Genomic DNA, 16,624 nt, shown 5'->3' on the forward strand with positions numbered 1-16,624 from the left:
GTGGGAGATGCTGAATGGAACTGACTACTGGCACTCAAGACAAGCCGACAACTCGAGCCCGAGCGCGGGAGTTTGCCGTTAACACCTTCGGAGACGCCCGCGTACGCCGAGCAGCGAGTCTTCGCGACCTCGCGGTATGTCGTCTCCGGAATACCGCCACGGCGGAGGGGCGCGAAAATGCCAAGCGCATCAGGTCTTTCAAGAACGTGGCCGCAGGGGAACGATGCGTAATCATCGGGAATGGTCCGAGTCTGAACGATACAGATCTGACCCTGCTGGAGAACGAGAAGACGTTCGGTCTCAATCGTATTTACTTGATGTATGACAAACTCGGCTTCCGTCCGAGCTACCACGTCGTGGTTAACCGACTGGTCATCGAACAATGTGCAGAAGACTTCAAGAGGGTGGATTGTCCTCTGTTTACGACTGCCCGAAACGCGGACTACTTGCGAGGCGGGGCTGATCCTGTGTTCGTGGGCAATCGAGCCGGCCCTATGTTCTCGGGGAATCTGGAGAACGGTATCTGGGAAGGGGCGACAGTCACCTACGTTGCAATGCAAATTGCGTTCTACATGGGCTTCAGTAAAGTCGTCCTAGTCGGCGTCGACCATAATTTCACATCTAAGGGGCCCTCTCATAAAGTGGTGGAATCGCAGGGGGCGGATCAGAATCATTTTGATCCGAATTACTTCGGCAAAGGTTTCAAGTGGCAACTGCCTGATCTTGACCGATCTGAGGTCGCTTACAGCCTAGCTAAGTCCGCGTTTGAGTCCGAGGGGCGTTCGATAGTTGACGCTACCGTCGGAGGCAAGCTGCAGATATTTCCGAAATCTAGTCTCGAGCAGGCTCTTTCGTGACTGGCTCACGCCAGCTAAAGCACGGGTCGAGTAGGCCACTCTTGACGTTGATCACGGTAACGTTCAGGGATCGCTCAGGGCTTATCGATACCTGTCAATCCATCTTCAAACAGCAAATTCGGGCGGACGACTTCGAACATATCGTGGTTGATGGCGGCTCGAACGACGGATCGCGTGAATGGTATCTCGACAATCGCCCAAAGGCGGGCAACTTCGCGATCATCAGCGAGAGTGACGGAGGAATCTACGATGCAATGAATAAGGGCATCGGCTTAGCGTCCGGCGACTTCGTTTGCTTTCTCAACTCGGGCGACGTTTTCCATGACGACTTGGCACTGGGTTTCGTCGCGTCAAAGCTCGAGGAGGGAGACGCCGATTGGTCCTATGGGCGCGCAAACATCGTCGACGCCCGCGGAGAGAAGGTTCGCCCAGCGGTCGGTGTCCTCCCGTACTCACTGCGTCGTCACCTGCTGGGTCGCGCAGTAATCTGCCACCAAGCAGTTTGGATGCGCCGTGCTCTGCTTGAGGAGCTCGGGGGGTTTGATGAGCGATTCGGCGCAGCGGCTGACTACCACCTCCTACTCCGTGCTGCAGCGGTTTCGATGCCTCATGCTTGGGACCGGATTCTGGTTGACTACCTCGCTGGGGGCGTGTCAGACACCGATGTCTATCGGCAGCTCTTGAGGAGGCATCGAGCGCGTGTAGATGCCATGCGCTATGGGAACCTCGCAGCTTCGCTGGATTGGTGTTGGACCGCAGGTCAGGTGCCCTACATCGCACTACGCAAGTCTGCGAAGCGTTTGGTCGGAGGCGCGCGAACTTCGTGAGCAACAGACGACACCTTGCGACAAAGCCGACCGAGTGGGCAGGTCCTATGGGAACGAGCCCAGAGCGGACTGGTCGAAGGATGGGGCTCGCAGCCGCCGTGTACACGGTAGTCGCGCTATTTCAGAAGAGTATGGCGTTGCTACTTCTGCCGTTCGTGACACACGTGATGCCACCGGACGTCTACGGGCTGGTATCCCTCGTCACCGTTGTCGGCACGGTGATCGGCATCCTGCTGTGTTCACCCGTGGAGAACGCCGTTTTTCGATGGGCCGCGCGCGAGACCGCTGAATCCGAAGGAATATTGAGCGTCTGCGCGCTCTACGGCTTAGTGGGCGTACCTCTGCTTGGGGTTGCGAGCTCTGCAGTTCTGTGGAGCCTCGACGGCAAGATTTTGGGTGTGGACGTCAGTTCATGGTCACTCGTCGTCTTGGCCGCATCCTTGATGGCGGCCGGCGTCTACTTCGGAATTCCGCTGTTGCGCGCCCGAGATCAGCTGGCCCGCTTCGTATTGTGCAGCGCATCATCGATCATCGTGAACTTTTCCCTGAAGATTTGGCTGGTTTTCATAGCCAAGATGGGGCTCGAAGGCTGGATCCTCTCGGAACTGGCGTCGTCTGCGACGCTGTACCTCTTCGTGTTGGCGGTAGCCAGACCGCGCATCGCGGGTATCACCGGCGCTGTCTTTGGCACGCTTGCACGATATGCGCTACCCCTCTTGCCTCACAGGCTCGCGTTCTGGGGCCTCACTTCCCTGAGTCGGCCAATCATGGCGATGACCGCGTCGCTCCACCAATTGGGACTCTTCTCCCTAGCGGCGAATTGCATGGCAGTGTCAGCACTGCTTGCCGGAGAGATCAATAGGGCAGTTCTTGTCGAGTATGGACGCGAGAACGTCACCGCCCCGACGCCCGTCACTCGTGGTGTAGCGCGCGTACAGCTCCTTGTGGCGCTTGTCGTTCCTGCCTCACTTGGTTTTGGTGTCGCGCTCTTCGGGCCATTGATATTCGCCCCTGAATATGAGGGTGCGTATCCGGCGATGGCCGTCCTGCTAGTGGCGCAGTGCGCATATGCGCTCTATCTCGTGCCGATGAACTATCTGTGTCAGACGCTCGGGGACACACGGTTCTCATGGCTGTCGTCCTGTGCCGGCGCTGCGACGGTGCTTGGCATCCTGCTCGCCCTGGGTGATGGGACCACCGCAATAGCAGCAGCGGCGGTCACCGCGCTGGGTTACATGGTGATGGCGGTTGTGGCGTTCCAGACCTGTGCGCGATGCGGAATGCGAGTCGCCTGGAGAAGGCTTACGCCGCGTGTCTGGGTGTGCACTGTACTTGTTGTCTCATTTAGCTTTTCTGTTATCGCGCTGGCGAGTGCGAACCGGGATGTCTCAATTGGTGTTGCCGTGACGGGGCTCGCGCTCCTTGCTGGGATGATCGGCTACTCCTATCGTGCACCAGCGCGGTTGTTCAGTGACAGCTACGCGGATGAGCAGGAGGCGACCGCCGGATGGACGCGGTAATCGCGCTTAGAAAGGACTTTCGCGATGGCGAATAGGGATTATGTAGACGTCGCGTCCGTGCCCTTCAGGGTCGCCACGTGCGACAGCGCCGCCGACGAAGTGCTGAACCTGGCTAGAGCGCGGGTTGCGCAGCCGGTGAGATTGGCGAATGCGTATTCGCTGGCCTCAGCGTCCAAATCGCCGGAGTACCTCCGCGTCATGTCGGGCGTGGGTTCGACTTACCCGGATGGGGCACCGGTGGTGTGGTTCATGCGCCTCTTCAGTGGGTCGCGCCGTCCAAGCCGTGTGCGCGGGCCCTCTTTGTTCAGACGCGTGCTCGACAAGAGTCGCGACACCGGCCTTCGGCACATGTTCGTCGGTGCAACTGACGAGACGCTGACCCGTTTGACAAAAGTGATCGATGATGAGTACCCGGGAGTCAAGGTCGGGGGTGCTTACGCGCCGCCCTTCGAGCCGGTTTCCGATTCTTTCATCGACGACATCGCGCGGGCTGTCTGTCACCACGACTGTGACCTCGTCTGGATCGGACTAGGCACCCCGAAACAGGACCTCGTCGCGGCTCTACTGGCTGAGCGGGTCAACGCTCCGTGCGTCGGCGTGGGAGCCGCATTCGACTTCGTGGCGGGAACCGTGCCAGAGGCGCCCGTGCTATTCCAGCGTTTGGGATTGGAGTGGCTCTACCGGTTCGCATCCGAACCTCGGCGGCTGTGGCGACGGTACACGATCGGTAACCTTCGATTCTTGTTTGCCGTGGCGAGGTCCAAACTTAACCAACGCGCGAAAGTTCGATGATGGCTCCAGTCGCACCCCTTCTTGGTTTCCTGAATCAATTCGACCTGCTGAGTCCTGGTCTGCCAGTCCGAAGAAGTTGCGGTATCGTCTACCTAACTCAAACTCCGATCGGCAGTATGTTCTACTCAATCCCCCATGCCGTTTCGCTCTGGTTTAGACGTAGGCGTACCGTGCAGTTTGACTCGATTGGCGGTTGTAATACCCATGATGGCTTCATCTCAGGGCTCTCAGACATTGAGTCCCCTGCAAAGTTTTTTCGAGGTTCTGCGACGCGGTTGGTATATCGTCGTTCTCACGGCACTCCTTGGAGGGGGGTCAGCAGTTCTTTTGAGCCTCTTGCAGGAGCCCGTCTATCGCGCAAATGTGGAACTCTATGTTACGTCGGGTTCTGAAGAGAATGCGCAGAGCGCGTACCAGGGCTCGCTGGCCTCCCAGCAGCGAGTGTCTTCGTACGCTCGACTAGTGACTGCGGAACCAGTGTTGGCTGAGGCCCTGCAATACGGCGGCTTGAGTATGTCAATTGATGATGCGAGTTCCAAGCTCAGCGCAGATACGACGCCAGAAACTGTGCTTCTAACTGTTAGTGCGGACGACACCAATCCGCAGACGGCCGCAGCTCTCGCGAACGGCGTCGCGAGGGCGATGACCGAGTTTGTAACCGAATTGGAGAAGCCTTCTGGTGGTGGTAATGCCCTGGCAAAACTGACGGTGGTAAAGCCTGCAAAGGTTGCTGACGATCCCGTGTCGCCGCAGGCTCTTCGGAACCTGTTGATCGGGTTGGTCGCTGGCACCGCCGTCGGCGGCATTGTCCTTTACATCCGGCGGCAACTCGATACAAAAATCCGCTCGCAGGAGGACCTGTCCGAACTCACTGACTCTCCTGTGCTCACGGTTGTTCCTCGCGATTCAGACCTCGGTGCCGGCCGGGCGTTGAACTTCGGAGTCGGCGCGTCCTCGGCGGCTGAGGCGTTCCGTCGTCTGCGTACCAATCTGAGTTTCGTGAGCGTCAACGGCCCCGTTACGCGCCTTGTCGTGACGAGTGCGCGGGAGAGCGAGGGAAAGACGACGTCGGCAGTGAACGTCGCATCCGCGCTCGCGGAGGCCGGGCACTCCGTGGTGTTGGTGGACGCCGACCTGCGGAGGCCGCGAGTGGCGTCTCGGCTGAGAGTGGATTCTTCGGTAGGGCTTTCTGATGTGCTTCGTGGAACGGCGTCCTGGAGAGACCTTGTGCAGCCGAGCGGTATCGACTATCTCGATGTATTAAGCCCAGGCCAATCCCCGCCCAATCCGGCTGAGCTACTGGGTTCCCGGCGTGCGAAGGACTGCATCGCTGAGTTGTCGCAGCACTACGACTACGTGATCATCGATACGCCTCCGGTGCTGCCCGTGACAGATGCAGCTGTGGTTGCCCAACTCGTCGATGGCGCACTGCTTGTGGCTCGTGCAGGAACCACGCATAAACGGGAACTAGCGAACGCGGTCTCGCAGCTGGACGCCGCTCAGGTGCCCGTTCTCGGGCTGATCTTGAACGATACGACCGATAGGCACGGAGGCTACGGGTATGGGTACCGCTATTACGGCGAGCCAGGTCAGTCGGTAGAGGCGATCGAGGCTGTAGTCGATCCACCAGTTGGTGACGATCGTGGGAAGCGCATCGGTGTGTAGGTACTACTCAAATTCCTTGCCCCGGTCAAAGGATGAACCCTACGAGGCGCTGGGCGACGAAACCTGGATGAAAAGGGCCCGGGAAGAAGAGGCCGACCGGTCTAGACAGGGTGGCGTCGCGCATTTCCGGCCGGATTAGCGAGTTTGCGACACCAGCCCATTTGCGCGGGACGCTGCTGGCATTGGGGCCGGTGCCGGTCAGCGCAGTTCGTAACTGGGTTCTGACGATAGCTACTTATCCTGCTGCTGGCGTGCCTGTTTCGCGTCTCGGTGGGAGCAGTCCCCGACTTGTTATCGGGGACCGTCATAGCAGACGCAGACCGGACCCTTCCAAAGATCGTCTGCGGCCGTAGTTGGCGAGAATTGTAAGAGTCCGCGGCGTTTTTGCGCTGATCAGTAAGGCTGCTGGGGAGCGATTAGTGGTTTGTGAAAGTCAATAAATAGGCCCGCGCCAGCCGCGGGTGTGATATTAGACCGTGAGTAGTGGCGGGCCCGGTTAGCCACCGTGATGGACACAATCCAGCCGCGGTTCGCCCGCTGTGAAGCCTGGCAGCGGTTGTCGACCGAGGCCGCCGCCGAAGGCGACGCCTCTACTCTCGAACATGGGTCAATAACTGGGATCCCGACGCACGGCGGTCAGTACTCGGTGCTGATCCGCCGCAACGACACCACTGGCGATCTCGCGTTCTATCGCTGCTGCAGCCCGCGCCCTGCCACTCTCGGCGAGCTTGTACGAGTGGCCGGGCGACGCTGGACTGTCGAGGAATCGTTCCAAACCGGCAAAGGGTTGACCGGTCTGGACCAGCATTAGGTCCGCGCCTGGCGCGTACCACCGCCGCATGGTGCCCTATCGCGACATGGATGCGATCGCGGGGCGGGCCACGATAAAGTGGAGACGCCAGACGTGCTGCGCGAAAGTCGGTGAAGTATTTCAATGCAAACGAAGATCGTTATGTGTTTCTATCGCTGGATAGCTACAATTGACTTCGTTAGACTGAGTGATTTTTCTCGCCAGATCTCCGAGTTCGGGAAGTAGTCGGTCATCTGTGAGATGCCGATCAATTCAATCTCGTTCACACGCTCGATTGCAGTCTTGCGATCTTGCGTGCGGATGTGGCCTATTTTCCACCGCTGACTGAGGCGGACTCTCGCTTCGAACGGAAGGAACTGAAAACCCGGAGCCATCCAGTGCGGCTCGATAGGAAAATACCGGTACGGTGTTTGGACCCAGTGTCGCGAGGCGCATTGATGGATGACGTCCGCAAGTCGTGCACGCTGCGCGTGGCCACCAACGTGTTCGAGTAAACTGTTGGAGATTGCAAGATCGAAATTTTCGCCGAGCAAGTCGGGCGGTGGGTTGCATGCGTCGCCCTTCACTGCGCGAATACGTGTACTGCTTTCGGCATCGCGGAGGTTTACCACAGTGACGTGTGCCGGCTTTTCTTCAACGTTTCGCCAAAAATCCGGCGTGCCGCCCAGATCGATGATTCGCATCTTCGATATATCGCCGAACTCTTCGAGGAATTTGTTCCATCGTCCCCTCCTGGATCGTGCTGACAGCGACCGGGGGTTGTTCGGGTCGACGACAAGGTCTTTGAGATGGTTCATGGGCGGCATCATGCCAGGAAGGGGTATGCATGTCCGAAAGAGGCGTGCAATTGGTCTGGTTGTAGGACGTGCATGCTCGGATCCAGCGCTATCTGTCTCGCGAGCGCTTGTCGCCAGCCCAGCGTGTTAGCGACGAGCGGATACAGCGACGTGCAGGTGGGGACTGCTGCACGAAGAAGTGGCATCTGATCTGGCGTGCTTCGGGCGGTCGGGGAGGGGGGATTCATCTGTGCCTAAACTGTTCCCTCAGGAGACCCGTCACGATGTGGTCGGGGTAACTCGTCAACCTGGTGCGGCGGGCCGATACGGCCGGTTATGGACAGTCCTGGGTCACAAATCGGCGCGAGTGTCGCGTCCCACGCGGGTGTGTGGGACTGTTTTCGTGTGGTCACTGCGTTGAAAGCTCGATTACCCCGCCGACCGTCGCTGGATCCACTGTTCTGGGCGACCATCGTGGGATGCTCGTTGGCCGTTGCTGTCGGCGCATCAACACTGTGGGCGGGATATTGGCTCCTCGTGCCGGTCGCTGTGCTCGCCGGGGTCGCGATCGCATACTTGGCCTGGAGTCGTTTGAGCGAACGCTACACACTTACAGGTGCGCCGATCTCCCCTAACTTTGCCTTGATGGGAATGCCCACAATCCTGAGCTTGTCTTTCGTCAGTTTCACCGCCGGATTCGCGCTCTTGGTGCTCACCCTCATAGTGCTCCTCTTCTGGCAGCGAGACCACACATCGCGCTTTTACCTCTCCGGAGCCTGCGCGATCATCCCGATCGCAGCACTGCTGATCATTCTGCGACCGAATTACCCCAGCACGATGTCTACGGCAGCGTTCTTCGTCGTCGGCTGCGTCACACTGGCTCGCGCGGTTTACCTGTCGCGGAACCGGACCAGCGCCGTCGTCTCGCTGGTTGACGGAGTGGGCATCTACCTCGTCGTGTCGGTTGGGCTGTGGGTTGCCGGGTTCGGCGCAACGCAGAGCCGCACTGGGGGACTAGAGAACGCGCTGACCGGTGGCGATCGGGTACTTTTTCCTCTTGCCAATTCACTGGCATCCACGCCCGCTATGGCCGGCTTGTATCTTGCCGCCGCGACACCCCTGATGATCCTGCTGCGGCGACACCTCCTATTGCGTGTCATCCCCCTCGCCAGCGCGGTTGCGATCCTAATCCTCAGCGACACCCGAGTCTCCCTTGTGGGAGCAGTCCTGCTTGCATTGTTTGTGATTTGGGCACCTCGCGCGTTCCGCGTGTCGGCCCCGTGGCTGGTCGGGGGAACCCTGATTGTCCCGTTCATCTACAGCAGCATTCAGATGCAAACCCAGAAAATGTTCACGTCTGTGACTGATATCTTCCCGTGGCTATCCCGGTCTGGAGAGGAAACCGCAAGCCTCAATCAACGAGATTACATCTGGTCGCAGTCGCTGCATTTCTACTCCGAGCGAACTAACTGGGTTGATCAGATGCTGGGATTCGGCGCTTACGGCCACGCCGAATCTGGCGCGTCACAGTTCTACTACTGGCGATTCGGCGGACTCGGCCGCGACGATCGGCTCATGACTCCACACAATTCGACCTTGCAACTCCTCCTCGATGGCGGGTGGGTCGTGACCGCCCTCATTGGCGGCTGCCTGGTGGCGGTAGCGATCCTGCTCGCACGTCACGTGCGGCAATCGGTCCTAATGACTCCAGCCCTAGCGATGCTCGTTGTATTGGCGATCGTCAGCATCACCGAAATCGCCCTGTCCCCGGCTCACGCACAGCCGACATGGTGGGTTTTCCTCACCCTGGCTCTCATCGCCTTTGCCAGAGATGAAAGCCAGGACGAGAATCAGACAACATCCCCATTGGCGTCAAGCCAGACGGTGCCGTCTAACCAGATCGGCTTGCCCAAGGTTGTGTCGTAAGCCGTTCCGCCGGGAGCCTGGTTGGCGGTGCGCCGCTGGGCTGTGGTGGACGAGCACGGGCCGATTGGAGCGGCCGCCTTCTTCGCGCCAACCGCTGTGAATGAAAGGTCGGTCCGGTTGCGGGCTTCGCCGCAGCTAGTACGCGGGCTACTCGGTCAGCTGGAGCGTTCAGAGCGCCCGCGCAATCAGATTTGCCATCGCTTTGCTCCCGAGCGGCGTCGGGTGGCGGGGTTGGGTCTGGGACTGCGAGGCGTTGCCCTCGAACCAACGGGCAGCACCAGCGCATGAGTCATGCCCGACTGCGGCGGCGGCCACGTCCACGAACGTCATCGACCGGGTGACGGCGGCGGTCCGGAGGATCGCGTCGAACCGCTTGAAGAACGTCTGTAGGAACGCGGCGTCGGCGTTGCTGATGTTCGCCTGGCCGGGGCAACCGGTCCGCCCGTAGTAGCCGCCGTGGCCGACGAGAACCACGCGAGCGAGGGGTGCTCGGGCGGCGATGGTGTTCAGCGTTGCGCCGATCTTCGGTGCGACTGCTGTCAGGGCGGAGGTCATCCGGTCGGCCATGGCCCGATCGTGTCGGCACCGTGCGTCCTGGCCGAACCCGGGTGTGAAGCAGGAAGAGACGATTGACCACCAGCGGAGGTCGTTGCCGCCGATCGAGAGCGTGACCAGTCGCGTGGACAACGACAGTGCGTTGACCTGGATGGGTCGGGGGCCGAACGACGTCGACTGTCGACTGCTGGCGACGTCTGCCGTCGTGGCGCCGATGCAGGCGACCGAGGTGAAGCTCATCCGGAGCTGGGAGGCGAGGTGGTTCGGGTAGGCGTCGCGCGTACGGCCGCAGCCGTCCGGTTGCTGTGCCGAGGTCAGGGTCGGCGCCGCGGCGCGGGAGTCACCGAGCGCGACGTAAGCGGGTGCCGCCGGCGCGGCGAGAACCGACGGTACCGACACACAACTGATCGCGATGGCGAGAACGGCGACGAGTGCGAGGCGGAAACGGGTCACGGCAGGAGTATCCCAGCCGTATCGGCGAACGTTACGAGGGGTCGGCCCGCCGTCCGACAGCCCGCTGCGATGGCGCCCCGATTGCCGAGCGAGAACAGCCCGTTCGGTCGATACAGAGCATGGCGTCGACGGGCTAGCGTCGATGGAGTCAACCCGCGATCCCGAAAGGACGCTGGTGTGATCCGCGCAACTTTGCCACCGCGGTCAAGGAGCGTCGGCCATGATTGCGCCATGGTGGTGCGACGGCGCGAGTGCGCGCGGATCGGAGTCGTCGATGATCACCCGTCGATCGTCGCCGGGCTGCGGGCGATTCTCGGTGACCAGCCGGACCTGGTGTTCGCGGCCGGCGCGGCCACGGTGTCGGAGTTGCTGGCAGTGACCCGCGATCTCGATCTGGTCGTCCTCGATCTCCGGTTGGAGGACGGTAGTTCACCGCAGAGCAACGTCGACTGTCTCGCCGAACTCGACATCCCGGCTATTGCCTACACCTCCGGGGACGAGCCCTATCTCGTTCGGTTGGCAGCCAGCGCGGGGGTGAAAGCGGTGTTGCGCAAGAACGTTGACGATGACGTGCTTCTGGCTTCCGTCCGGGCGGTGCTCTCGGGCGAGGAGACGCCGACGGTGGATTGGGCGGCTGCGGTCGATGCCGACGACGACTTCGTCGACCTACCACCACAGCTGCGACGTGTCCTCGAGCTGTATGCCGCGGGTGAATCCACTGCCGGGGTTGCCAAATCGATGAATTTGTCCCCGGACACGGTCAGTGACTACGTCGGTCGGATCAGAACGAAGTACGCCGCAGTGGGGCGACCCGCGCCTACCCGGCAGCATTTGATGTTTCGAGCGATAGAGGACGGATGGCTACCGATACCGCGGCGGCTACGACGGCGGAGATAGCGTCTGATCGCGACGTCGCACTCGACGAATCCGCAGGCCAGCGGATTCTGCGGCAGTTCGCTGTGTTCATCGCCTGTGGCTACCTGGTGTACCTGGTGCTCACGGCCCCGGCCATCGTCGCGTCGCTGGAAGTGATGCACATGTGGTGGACGGTCCCCGCGCTGGCTGTCGTGTTCGGTCCCGGTCTCGCGCTGGGGCCGCTCGCGTGGCGAGGGTCGCCTCGAGCGCTACGAGTGTGTGCAGGGGTTGCTGCCGGCGGTTATCTGATGGCGGTGGCCACCTGGGGTTTCGGCTGGAACGGCGCGCACCTTTCCGAGACCACCGGCATATGGTTCTTCTCCTTCTGTGGATTGGCTGCGATCGCCGCCGCGCTGGCCATGCGTCCGGCCTACGCCTTCGTCGTGCTCGTGGTGGTGGTGGTTTCCACCATCACGATCAACTACGTGGCCCGCGGCGTCGCGCCCAGCGGCCTGTTCGTTCCGGACATGGCGTGGGCGTTCGCATTCTCGCTCGTGTACTTCGCCGCAGCTGTCATGGGGATGCGTACCGCAACGGTTCTCGATGACACGCGGGCGCAGGCCTATCGAACGGCGGCGGCCGCCGCGGCGTCGCAGGCTCGCGCCAACGAGCGGCAACGGTTCAATCAACTCACCCACGACGGCGTCATGGCGACCTTGCTGGTCGCTGCTCGCCGCGGGAACTCCACGCAGTTGGCCGCTCAAGCCCAGGCCACCTTGCACGCGCTCGACCGGATCCGCGGCGACACCGACACCGACGGCACGATGACCCCCGACGCTGTTCTGACGCATCTCAGCGAGGTGACGGCCACGGTGGACCCGACCCGACGTTTCGAGGTTCGCCGCACAATCGACAGCTCGGACGCCGGCTATCCCGCCACGGTGGTTCGTACAGTCGCGGCAGCGGCAGCAGAGGCAGTCCGCAACAGCGGCCGTCACGCTCAGGCGTCGACGACCATTGTCTCGGTGGAGATCACGGATGACCGGCTGCAGATAGAAGTAGCCGACGACGGGCATGGTTTCGACCCCTCGACGGTGCCGGCCGACCGGCTCGGAATCGCCATCAGCATCCGTGAACGGATGTCGCAGATCGGTGGCTCCGCCACCATCGAGTCGGCGCCGATGCGCGGCACTCGTGTGTTCTTGGAGTGGGTGCGGTGATGGTGAGCCCGACCGGTGGGCGCGAGGATATTCGCGACCTGCTCGGAATGCGAACGCGCGGTGCATGGCTCATCATCGGTAGCTACCTCGTCGCCATGGTCATCGTGACCGTGGCCACGGTCAGCAGTTACATCACTCCCTGGGTGGCGGCGCTGGGACCGGTCATCCTGATAGCCGCGACGCTCGTCCTCGTCCTCGTTCCCGGCGACCCTCTCCCGTTCGGGACAACGCTGATGCTGACCGCTTCGGGGCCGGTGGCGTGTGCGCTTGTGTTGTCGGCGACCCCCGCGGTTCTGAGTTCGCCTCTGCAGACCTGGATACACGGCGGCGGCACATCCATCTATTGCTTCATGAATGTCCGCGGCCGGCGGATCGCGCCGTGGATCGGCTTGCTCGGAATGGTGCTTGTGTTCGCCGTGTGGGCCGCCGCTACCGGTCGGGGCGCTGCGTACGGCATCAGTTTTGTAGCGATCGACGCAGCACCGCTGGCCATGGCGACTCTCCTGTCGTTCACTCTTCGGCCCACGGCGAAGGCGGTGTTCTCGCTACGGGCGCAGACAACGGAACGCGTCGCCGAACTGGCTGCGCAAACCGCCGGCGCCGATGAGCGCGAAAAGCAAGCACGCCACCTCGATCGCCTCGCCCGCCCGATGATCGAGAAGATCGCGTCAGGCGAACCCCTCACCACGGCAGAGCGAGGAGAGTGCGCTCTACTCGAGGCCCACCTGCGAGACCGGCTGAGAGCGCCGATTCTGTCCACCCTCGAACTCGACGAAGCCGCGTACAGCGCGCGACAGCGGGGCGTGGAGGTCATCTTCCTCGACGATTCCGGTACGCCAGAACAGGACCCCGCTGTCATTGCCTCAGTGCGTGAGGCAGCCGCACACGCCCTGCAAGAAGCGGCGGGCGGGCGCGTGTGCGTACGCATGTGGCCATCCGGCCGGGAAACCGTGGCCTCGGTCCTCGTGACCGATGCCGTCGGCACACGGCGCACTGAGATCACTGCCGGCCAGGTAGGGGAGCGTCCTCGTTTCGGACTGTAGACGCCACCCATACGCGCAGACCGTTCGCTTGACTATCTATGCCCCCCGGGGCGGTGGCACCAACGCGGGTGCCCCCGCAAGATCGGTCTGTTGCGGACACCGCGGCCGTCATTAACGTCACTCCCATCGGCCACAGCAGACTTCCAGGAGTGCAACGATGACGATTCAGGCTCTTGATTCGGTAGGGCGGCCTGCCCTCAGCAAGCGCGAGGTCGAGGTGCTGACCGTGTGGCTCGCGTGTGACTCCAAGCAGCAAGCCGCCCGACGACTCTTCGTGGGTGAATCCACGGTGCATACTCACCTCACCCGGATCCGCGACAAGTACCGAGTCGTCGGCCGACCCGCGCCGTCGAAGATCGCCCTGCTCATCAGGGCCATCGAAGACGGAATCTGCACCCTCGAAGAGATTGCCAGCCTTACTGCGTTGTTTGACGAGGCAACTGAAGTGCAACGCAGGCAACAACATCCGAGTGACGGTCGGAACCTCGCCTGAAGCGACTCCGCGATGACCTGAACGTCGTCAGAGCGCGTTCAGGATCAAATTTGCGATTGCTCTACTTCCGAGTGGCGTCGGATGGCGGGGTTGAGTCTGTGACCGCGACGAATTGCCTTCGAACCATCGACCCGCTCCGGGACAGGCGTCGTGCCCGACGGTGGCGGAGGCCACGTCGACGAAGGTCATCGATCGGGTGACGGCGGCCGATCGGAGGATCGCGTCGAATCGCTCGAAAAATGCCAGCACGTATGCGGCGTCGGCGTTGCTGATGTTCGCCTGACCGGGCCGGCCGGTCCGCCCCTAGTTACGCAGTTGGCTGCGTCAGCTGACGGACTATTAATCCGCAGATTCCGCACACGGAACCATCCGTCGTCGACTCGAACAATCAACAAGCCCGTTGCAGACCGTTCACGCGAACCCTTTACCATGACGGGGGTTCGATTTCGATGCGAGAAGTGGCTGACCAGCGGGGTGTTCCGGTCCGGGATCGCTTGTATGACAAGGAGTATCGGCGATGCCGGCATGGTGCAAGCTGCGGGGCTGGACGCTGCGCGCAGCGGTCGCTGCAGTGATGGCGACGGGGATGACGATCGGCGCGATCGGAGGATCGGCGGAGGTGGCGGCCGAGCCGCCGAATCTCGGTCCGGCGCCCTCCGCGGTTCCCGAGGCCATCGACGCCGCTGTGCCCGCACCGCCGGTGAAGACGTTGCAGCGCATACCTGCACGCTCGGTGACCCCCGGGGCCTCCCACGAGCTGCAGGAACTGCGCGAGGCGGTCATGCCCTCGCCGAGCGGCGACCGGTTCTTCGACCAATGGCCGGCCGACCTCGCACGCCGTGCTGCCGGAGACGTGATCGCCACTCGCGATGTCATGCGCACGGCGCAGTTGCTGATGACGGTTCCGCTGCGGTCGGCTCGCCAGATCAAGTTCCGGAGCGTCGACGCCGGGGATCAGCCGATCTTCGGTACCGCGACACTTCTCGTCCCTGCCAAGGCATGGAAGGGACCGCGGTCGCGTCCGGTGCTGGTTCACAATTCGCCGATCGTGGCGCTGGGCACGAAGTGCACGCCCGGTTACACGCTGGCTCACGGCTATCACTCCGACACCAACACCACCGACCTCATCCCGCCGTTCGCGCAGCTGGCGCTCGACCGCGGCTACGCGGTGATCATGCCTGACCACACCGGACCCCGGATGGCGTACGCCGAACCGTACGTCGCAGCGCACGTGATCATGGACTCGTTGCGGGCGGCAGGCCGGCTCGACCCCGACAACTTCGCCACCGGACCGATCGCCATGCACGGATACTCCGGTGGCGCGATCGCCACGAATGCCGCGGCGAAGCTTGCCGATTCCTACGCCCCGGAGCAGGCCGGACGGATCGTCGGCGCGGCGTACGGCGGCGTTCCGGCCGACTACCGTTCCCTGGCCGGGGCCATGAACGCCAACCTCGGTACCGGGGTGTTCCACGCCGCCATGCTCGGTGTCGCACGGGAACGTCCCGAAGTCCTCGCGATGGCGAACAACGCGGCGCGTTGGTTGGCCACGTCGCCGATGCGGGACCTGTGTACCAGTGGGATGGGTGTCCTGGGTGTGTCGCACATACCCACCCAGGTTCTGTCGGCCGACCCCGATCCTTACCGTTCACCCGTCGCCGAGCGTCTTTTCGCGATCACTTCGATGAAGGATCACCGGGCGACGATGCCGCTGCGGATCTACCACGGGACCTACGAGTGGTGGATACCGGCGAGCCAGGCTCGCGCCCTGTTCGCCGAGCAGTGCGCGCTCAGGGCGTCAGCGTCGTACCGCGAGTACCCGGCCGAACACATGACCGGGATCTTCGCCGGCCTGCCCGACACGTTGACGTGGCTCGACGACCGTCTGCGCGGGAAACCCGCGCGGAGTGAGTGCCGCTGACAGTACGACCCGTTCGACGTCGCCGCCGGCCGATTAGCGGTGGCGTCAGAGCGCCGCGACGACCAGGTCCGCGATGGCCTTGCTGCCGAGCGGGGTGGGGTGGCGGACCTGGGTTGCCGACCGTAAGATGTTTCCCTCGAACCATCGAGCTGAACCTGCGCATGCGTCATGTCCGGCGGCAGGTCCGGCGACGTCGACGAAGGTGACCGACTGCGCGTGGGCGGACTTCTCGAGTACTGCGTTGAAGCGCTCGAAGAACCGGAGGACGAACGCGGCGTCTGCGGTGCTGATGTTGGCTTGGTCGGGGCAACCGGTCTGCCCGTAGTAGCCACCGTGACCGACGAGTACGACCCGCGCGTGGGGAGCGCGTCGTCGGATCTGGGTCAGCGTGGCGTCGATCTTGGGCGCGAGCGACGCCAGGCCCGAGTCGATTCGTCTGCTCACCGACGTGTTGTCGCGGCAGCGCGCATCGTGGCCGAATGTCGTTGTGAAGCAGGACGACACCAGCGACCACCACTGCAGGTCGATGCCGCCGATCGACAGGGTGACCAGACGTGTCGAGCGAGATAGCGCGCGAGTTTGGACGGGCCGCGGGCCGTAGAGCGTCAGCTGCGGCGTCGTCGTGACATTGGCAGTGGTGGCGTTGACGCAGGCGACCGACCTCACGGCGAGTCCGAGTCGCGAGGCCACGTGTACCGGGTAACCGTCCGGTGTGCGCCCGCAACCGTCTGGGCGCAGGCTGGAACCGTTGGTGGGCGCGGCAGCGCGCGAGTCGCCCAACGCGACGTATGCGGGAGCACTCGGTGACGCCGTCGCCGGCACCGCCAGCGCGGTGCCGAGCAGACAGACGAGGGCTGCGAGAGTCGCGATGCGGACGCGGGACATCAGGGAGCTGTGGCCGTCGATCATG

The 16,624-nt window shown here is 62.5% G+C and carries 15 protein-coding genes; 12 read left to right on the forward strand and 3 right to left on the reverse strand.

All coding sequences use genetic code 11. The features are described 5' to 3' along the window. Nucleotides 1–14 precede the first annotated feature (14 nt). The 6 genes from KB201_RS05220 (at nt 15) to KB201_RS25230 (ending at nt 6,472) form a co-directional block, all read left to right on the forward strand. A complete protein-coding gene (locus KB201_RS05220; protein WP_211538537.1) occupies nt 15–857 on the forward strand; it encodes a 6-hydroxymethylpterin diphosphokinase MptE-like protein in 843 nt (280 codons plus the stop codon). Nucleotides 858–898: 41 nt separating this feature from the next. Then, nucleotides 899–1,684, forward strand: coding sequence for a glycosyltransferase family 2 protein (locus tag KB201_RS05225; RefSeq protein WP_211538538.1), 786 nt, complete (start codon nt 899–901; stop codon nt 1,682–1,684). An 80-nt stretch (nt 1,685–1,764) separates the two neighbouring features. Then, on the forward strand, nt 1,765–3,204 hold the full coding sequence (locus KB201_RS05230; protein WP_211538539.1) for a lipopolysaccharide biosynthesis protein: 1,440 nt from the start codon (nt 1,765–1,767) through the stop codon (nt 3,202–3,204). 198 nt (nt 3,205–3,402) lie between these two features. Continuing rightward, on the forward strand, nt 3,403–3,996 hold the full coding sequence (locus KB201_RS05235) for a WecB/TagA/CpsF family glycosyltransferase (protein ID WP_282958885.1): 594 nt from the start codon (nt 3,403–3,405) through the stop codon (nt 3,994–3,996). A gap of 207 nt (nt 3,997–4,203) precedes the next feature. Then, nucleotides 4,204–5,661 carry a polysaccharide biosynthesis tyrosine autokinase gene (locus KB201_RS05240; RefSeq protein ID WP_282958886.1) on the forward strand — a complete coding sequence of 486 codons (1,458 nt, stop codon included), beginning with the start codon at nt 4,204–4,206 and terminating at the stop codon, nt 5,659–5,661. Between the two features lie 508 nt (nt 5,662–6,169). Further along, nucleotides 6,170–6,472: a hypothetical protein gene (locus KB201_RS25230; protein ID WP_374193892.1), complete on the forward strand. Its 303-nt coding sequence runs from the start codon at nt 6,170–6,172 to the stop codon at nt 6,470–6,472. Nucleotides 6,473–6,621: 149 nt separating this feature from the next. On the opposite strand, the gene KB201_RS05250 is transcribed toward KB201_RS25230, so the two are convergent. Further along, nucleotides 6,622–7,269 (reverse strand): class I SAM-dependent methyltransferase, encoded by a 648-nt coding sequence (locus KB201_RS05250; RefSeq protein ID WP_211538542.1) that lies wholly within the window; start codon nt 7,267–7,269, stop codon nt 6,622–6,624. A 384-nt stretch (nt 7,270–7,653) separates the two neighbouring features. On the opposite strand from KB201_RS05250, the gene KB201_RS25150 reads away from it, so the two are divergent. Continuing rightward, complete coding sequence (locus KB201_RS25150; protein WP_211538543.1) at nt 7,654–9,174, forward strand: O-antigen ligase; 1,521 nt, start codon at nt 7,654–7,656, stop codon at nt 9,172–9,174. A 168-nt stretch (nt 9,175–9,342) separates the two neighbouring features. Here KB201_RS25150 and KB201_RS05260 read toward each other — a convergent pair whose 3' ends face one another. Next, nucleotides 9,343–10,182: an SGNH/GDSL hydrolase family protein gene (locus KB201_RS05260; protein WP_211538544.1), complete on the reverse strand. Its 840-nt coding sequence runs from the start codon at nt 10,180–10,182 to the stop codon at nt 9,343–9,345. Nucleotides 10,183–10,413: 231 nt separating this feature from the next. Between KB201_RS05260 and KB201_RS05265 the strand changes: the two genes are divergently transcribed. The 5 genes from KB201_RS05265 (at nt 10,414) to KB201_RS05285 (ending at nt 15,714) form a co-directional block, all read left to right on the forward strand. Continuing rightward, nucleotides 10,414–11,079: a response regulator transcription factor gene (locus KB201_RS05265; protein WP_211538545.1), complete on the forward strand. Its 666-nt coding sequence runs from the start codon at nt 10,414–10,416 to the stop codon at nt 11,077–11,079. Continuing rightward, entirely contained in the window at nt 11,040–12,257 is a 1,218-nt protein-coding gene (locus tag KB201_RS05270) for a sensor histidine kinase (protein ID WP_211538546.1), read from the forward strand. The genes KB201_RS05265 and KB201_RS05270 overlap by 40 nt, the downstream gene beginning before the upstream one ends. Then, entirely contained in the window at nt 12,257–13,300 is a 1,044-nt protein-coding gene (locus KB201_RS05275) for a hypothetical protein (RefSeq protein WP_211538547.1), read from the forward strand. Before KB201_RS05270 ends, KB201_RS05275 begins: the two co-directional genes overlap by 1 nt. 157 nt (nt 13,301–13,457) lie before the next feature. Next, complete coding sequence (locus KB201_RS05280) at nt 13,458–13,793, forward strand: LuxR C-terminal-related transcriptional regulator (protein WP_211538548.1); 336 nt, start codon at nt 13,458–13,460, stop codon at nt 13,791–13,793. A gap of 517 nt (nt 13,794–14,310) precedes the next feature. Continuing rightward, a complete protein-coding gene (locus tag KB201_RS05285; protein WP_211538549.1) occupies nt 14,311–15,714 on the forward strand; it encodes a lipase family protein in 1,404 nt (467 codons plus the stop codon). Between the two features lie 45 nt (nt 15,715–15,759). On the opposite strand, the gene KB201_RS05290 is transcribed toward KB201_RS05285, so the two are convergent. Beyond that, nucleotides 15,760–16,623 (reverse strand): SGNH/GDSL hydrolase family protein, encoded by an 864-nt coding sequence (locus KB201_RS05290; RefSeq protein ID WP_249145107.1) that lies wholly within the window; start codon nt 16,621–16,623, stop codon nt 15,760–15,762. Nucleotide 16,624 lies beyond the last annotated feature (1 nt).

This window comes from Gordonia sp. SCSIO 19800 (assembly GCF_018132775.1).
Taxonomy (GTDB): domain Bacteria; phylum Actinomycetota; class Actinomycetes; order Mycobacteriales; family Mycobacteriaceae; genus Gordonia; species Gordonia hongkongensis.

Excerpts from the sequence above, each read along its gene's own strand:
- KB201_RS05220 (WP_211538537.1), top strand. The coding sequence starts at position 15 with ATGGAACTGACTACTGGCACTCAAGACAAGCCGACAACTCGAGCCCGA.
- KB201_RS05230 (WP_211538539.1), top strand. The coding sequence starts at position 1,765 with ATGGGGCTCGCAGCCGCCGTGTACACGGTAGTCGCGCTATTTCAGAAG.
- KB201_RS05235 (WP_282958885.1), top strand. The coding sequence starts at position 3,403 with ATGTCGGGCGTGGGTTCGACTTACCCGGATGGGGCACCGGTGGTGTGG.
- KB201_RS05240 (WP_282958886.1), top strand. The coding sequence starts at position 4,204 with ATGGCTTCATCTCAGGGCTCTCAGACATTGAGTCCCCTGCAAAGTTTT.
- KB201_RS25230 (WP_374193892.1), top strand. The coding sequence starts at position 6,170 with ATGGACACAATCCAGCCGCGGTTCGCCCGCTGTGAAGCCTGGCAGCGG.
- KB201_RS05250 (WP_211538542.1), bottom strand. The coding sequence starts at position 7,269 with ATGAACCATCTCAAAGACCTTGTCGTCGACCCGAACAACCCCCGGTCG.
- KB201_RS05265 (WP_211538545.1), top strand. The coding sequence starts at position 10,414 with ATGGTGGTGCGACGGCGCGAGTGCGCGCGGATCGGAGTCGTCGATGAT.
- KB201_RS05270 (WP_211538546.1), top strand. The coding sequence starts at position 11,040 with ATGGCTACCGATACCGCGGCGGCTACGACGGCGGAGATAGCGTCTGAT.
- KB201_RS05275 (WP_211538547.1), top strand. The coding sequence starts at position 12,257 with ATGGTGAGCCCGACCGGTGGGCGCGAGGATATTCGCGACCTGCTCGGA.
- KB201_RS05280 (WP_211538548.1), top strand. The coding sequence starts at position 13,458 with ATGACGATTCAGGCTCTTGATTCGGTAGGGCGGCCTGCCCTCAGCAAG.
- KB201_RS05285 (WP_211538549.1), top strand. The coding sequence starts at position 14,311 with ATGCCGGCATGGTGCAAGCTGCGGGGCTGGACGCTGCGCGCAGCGGTC.
- KB201_RS05290 (WP_249145107.1), bottom strand. The coding sequence starts at position 16,623 with ATGATCGACGGCCACAGCTCCCTGATGTCCCGCGTCCGCATCGCGACT.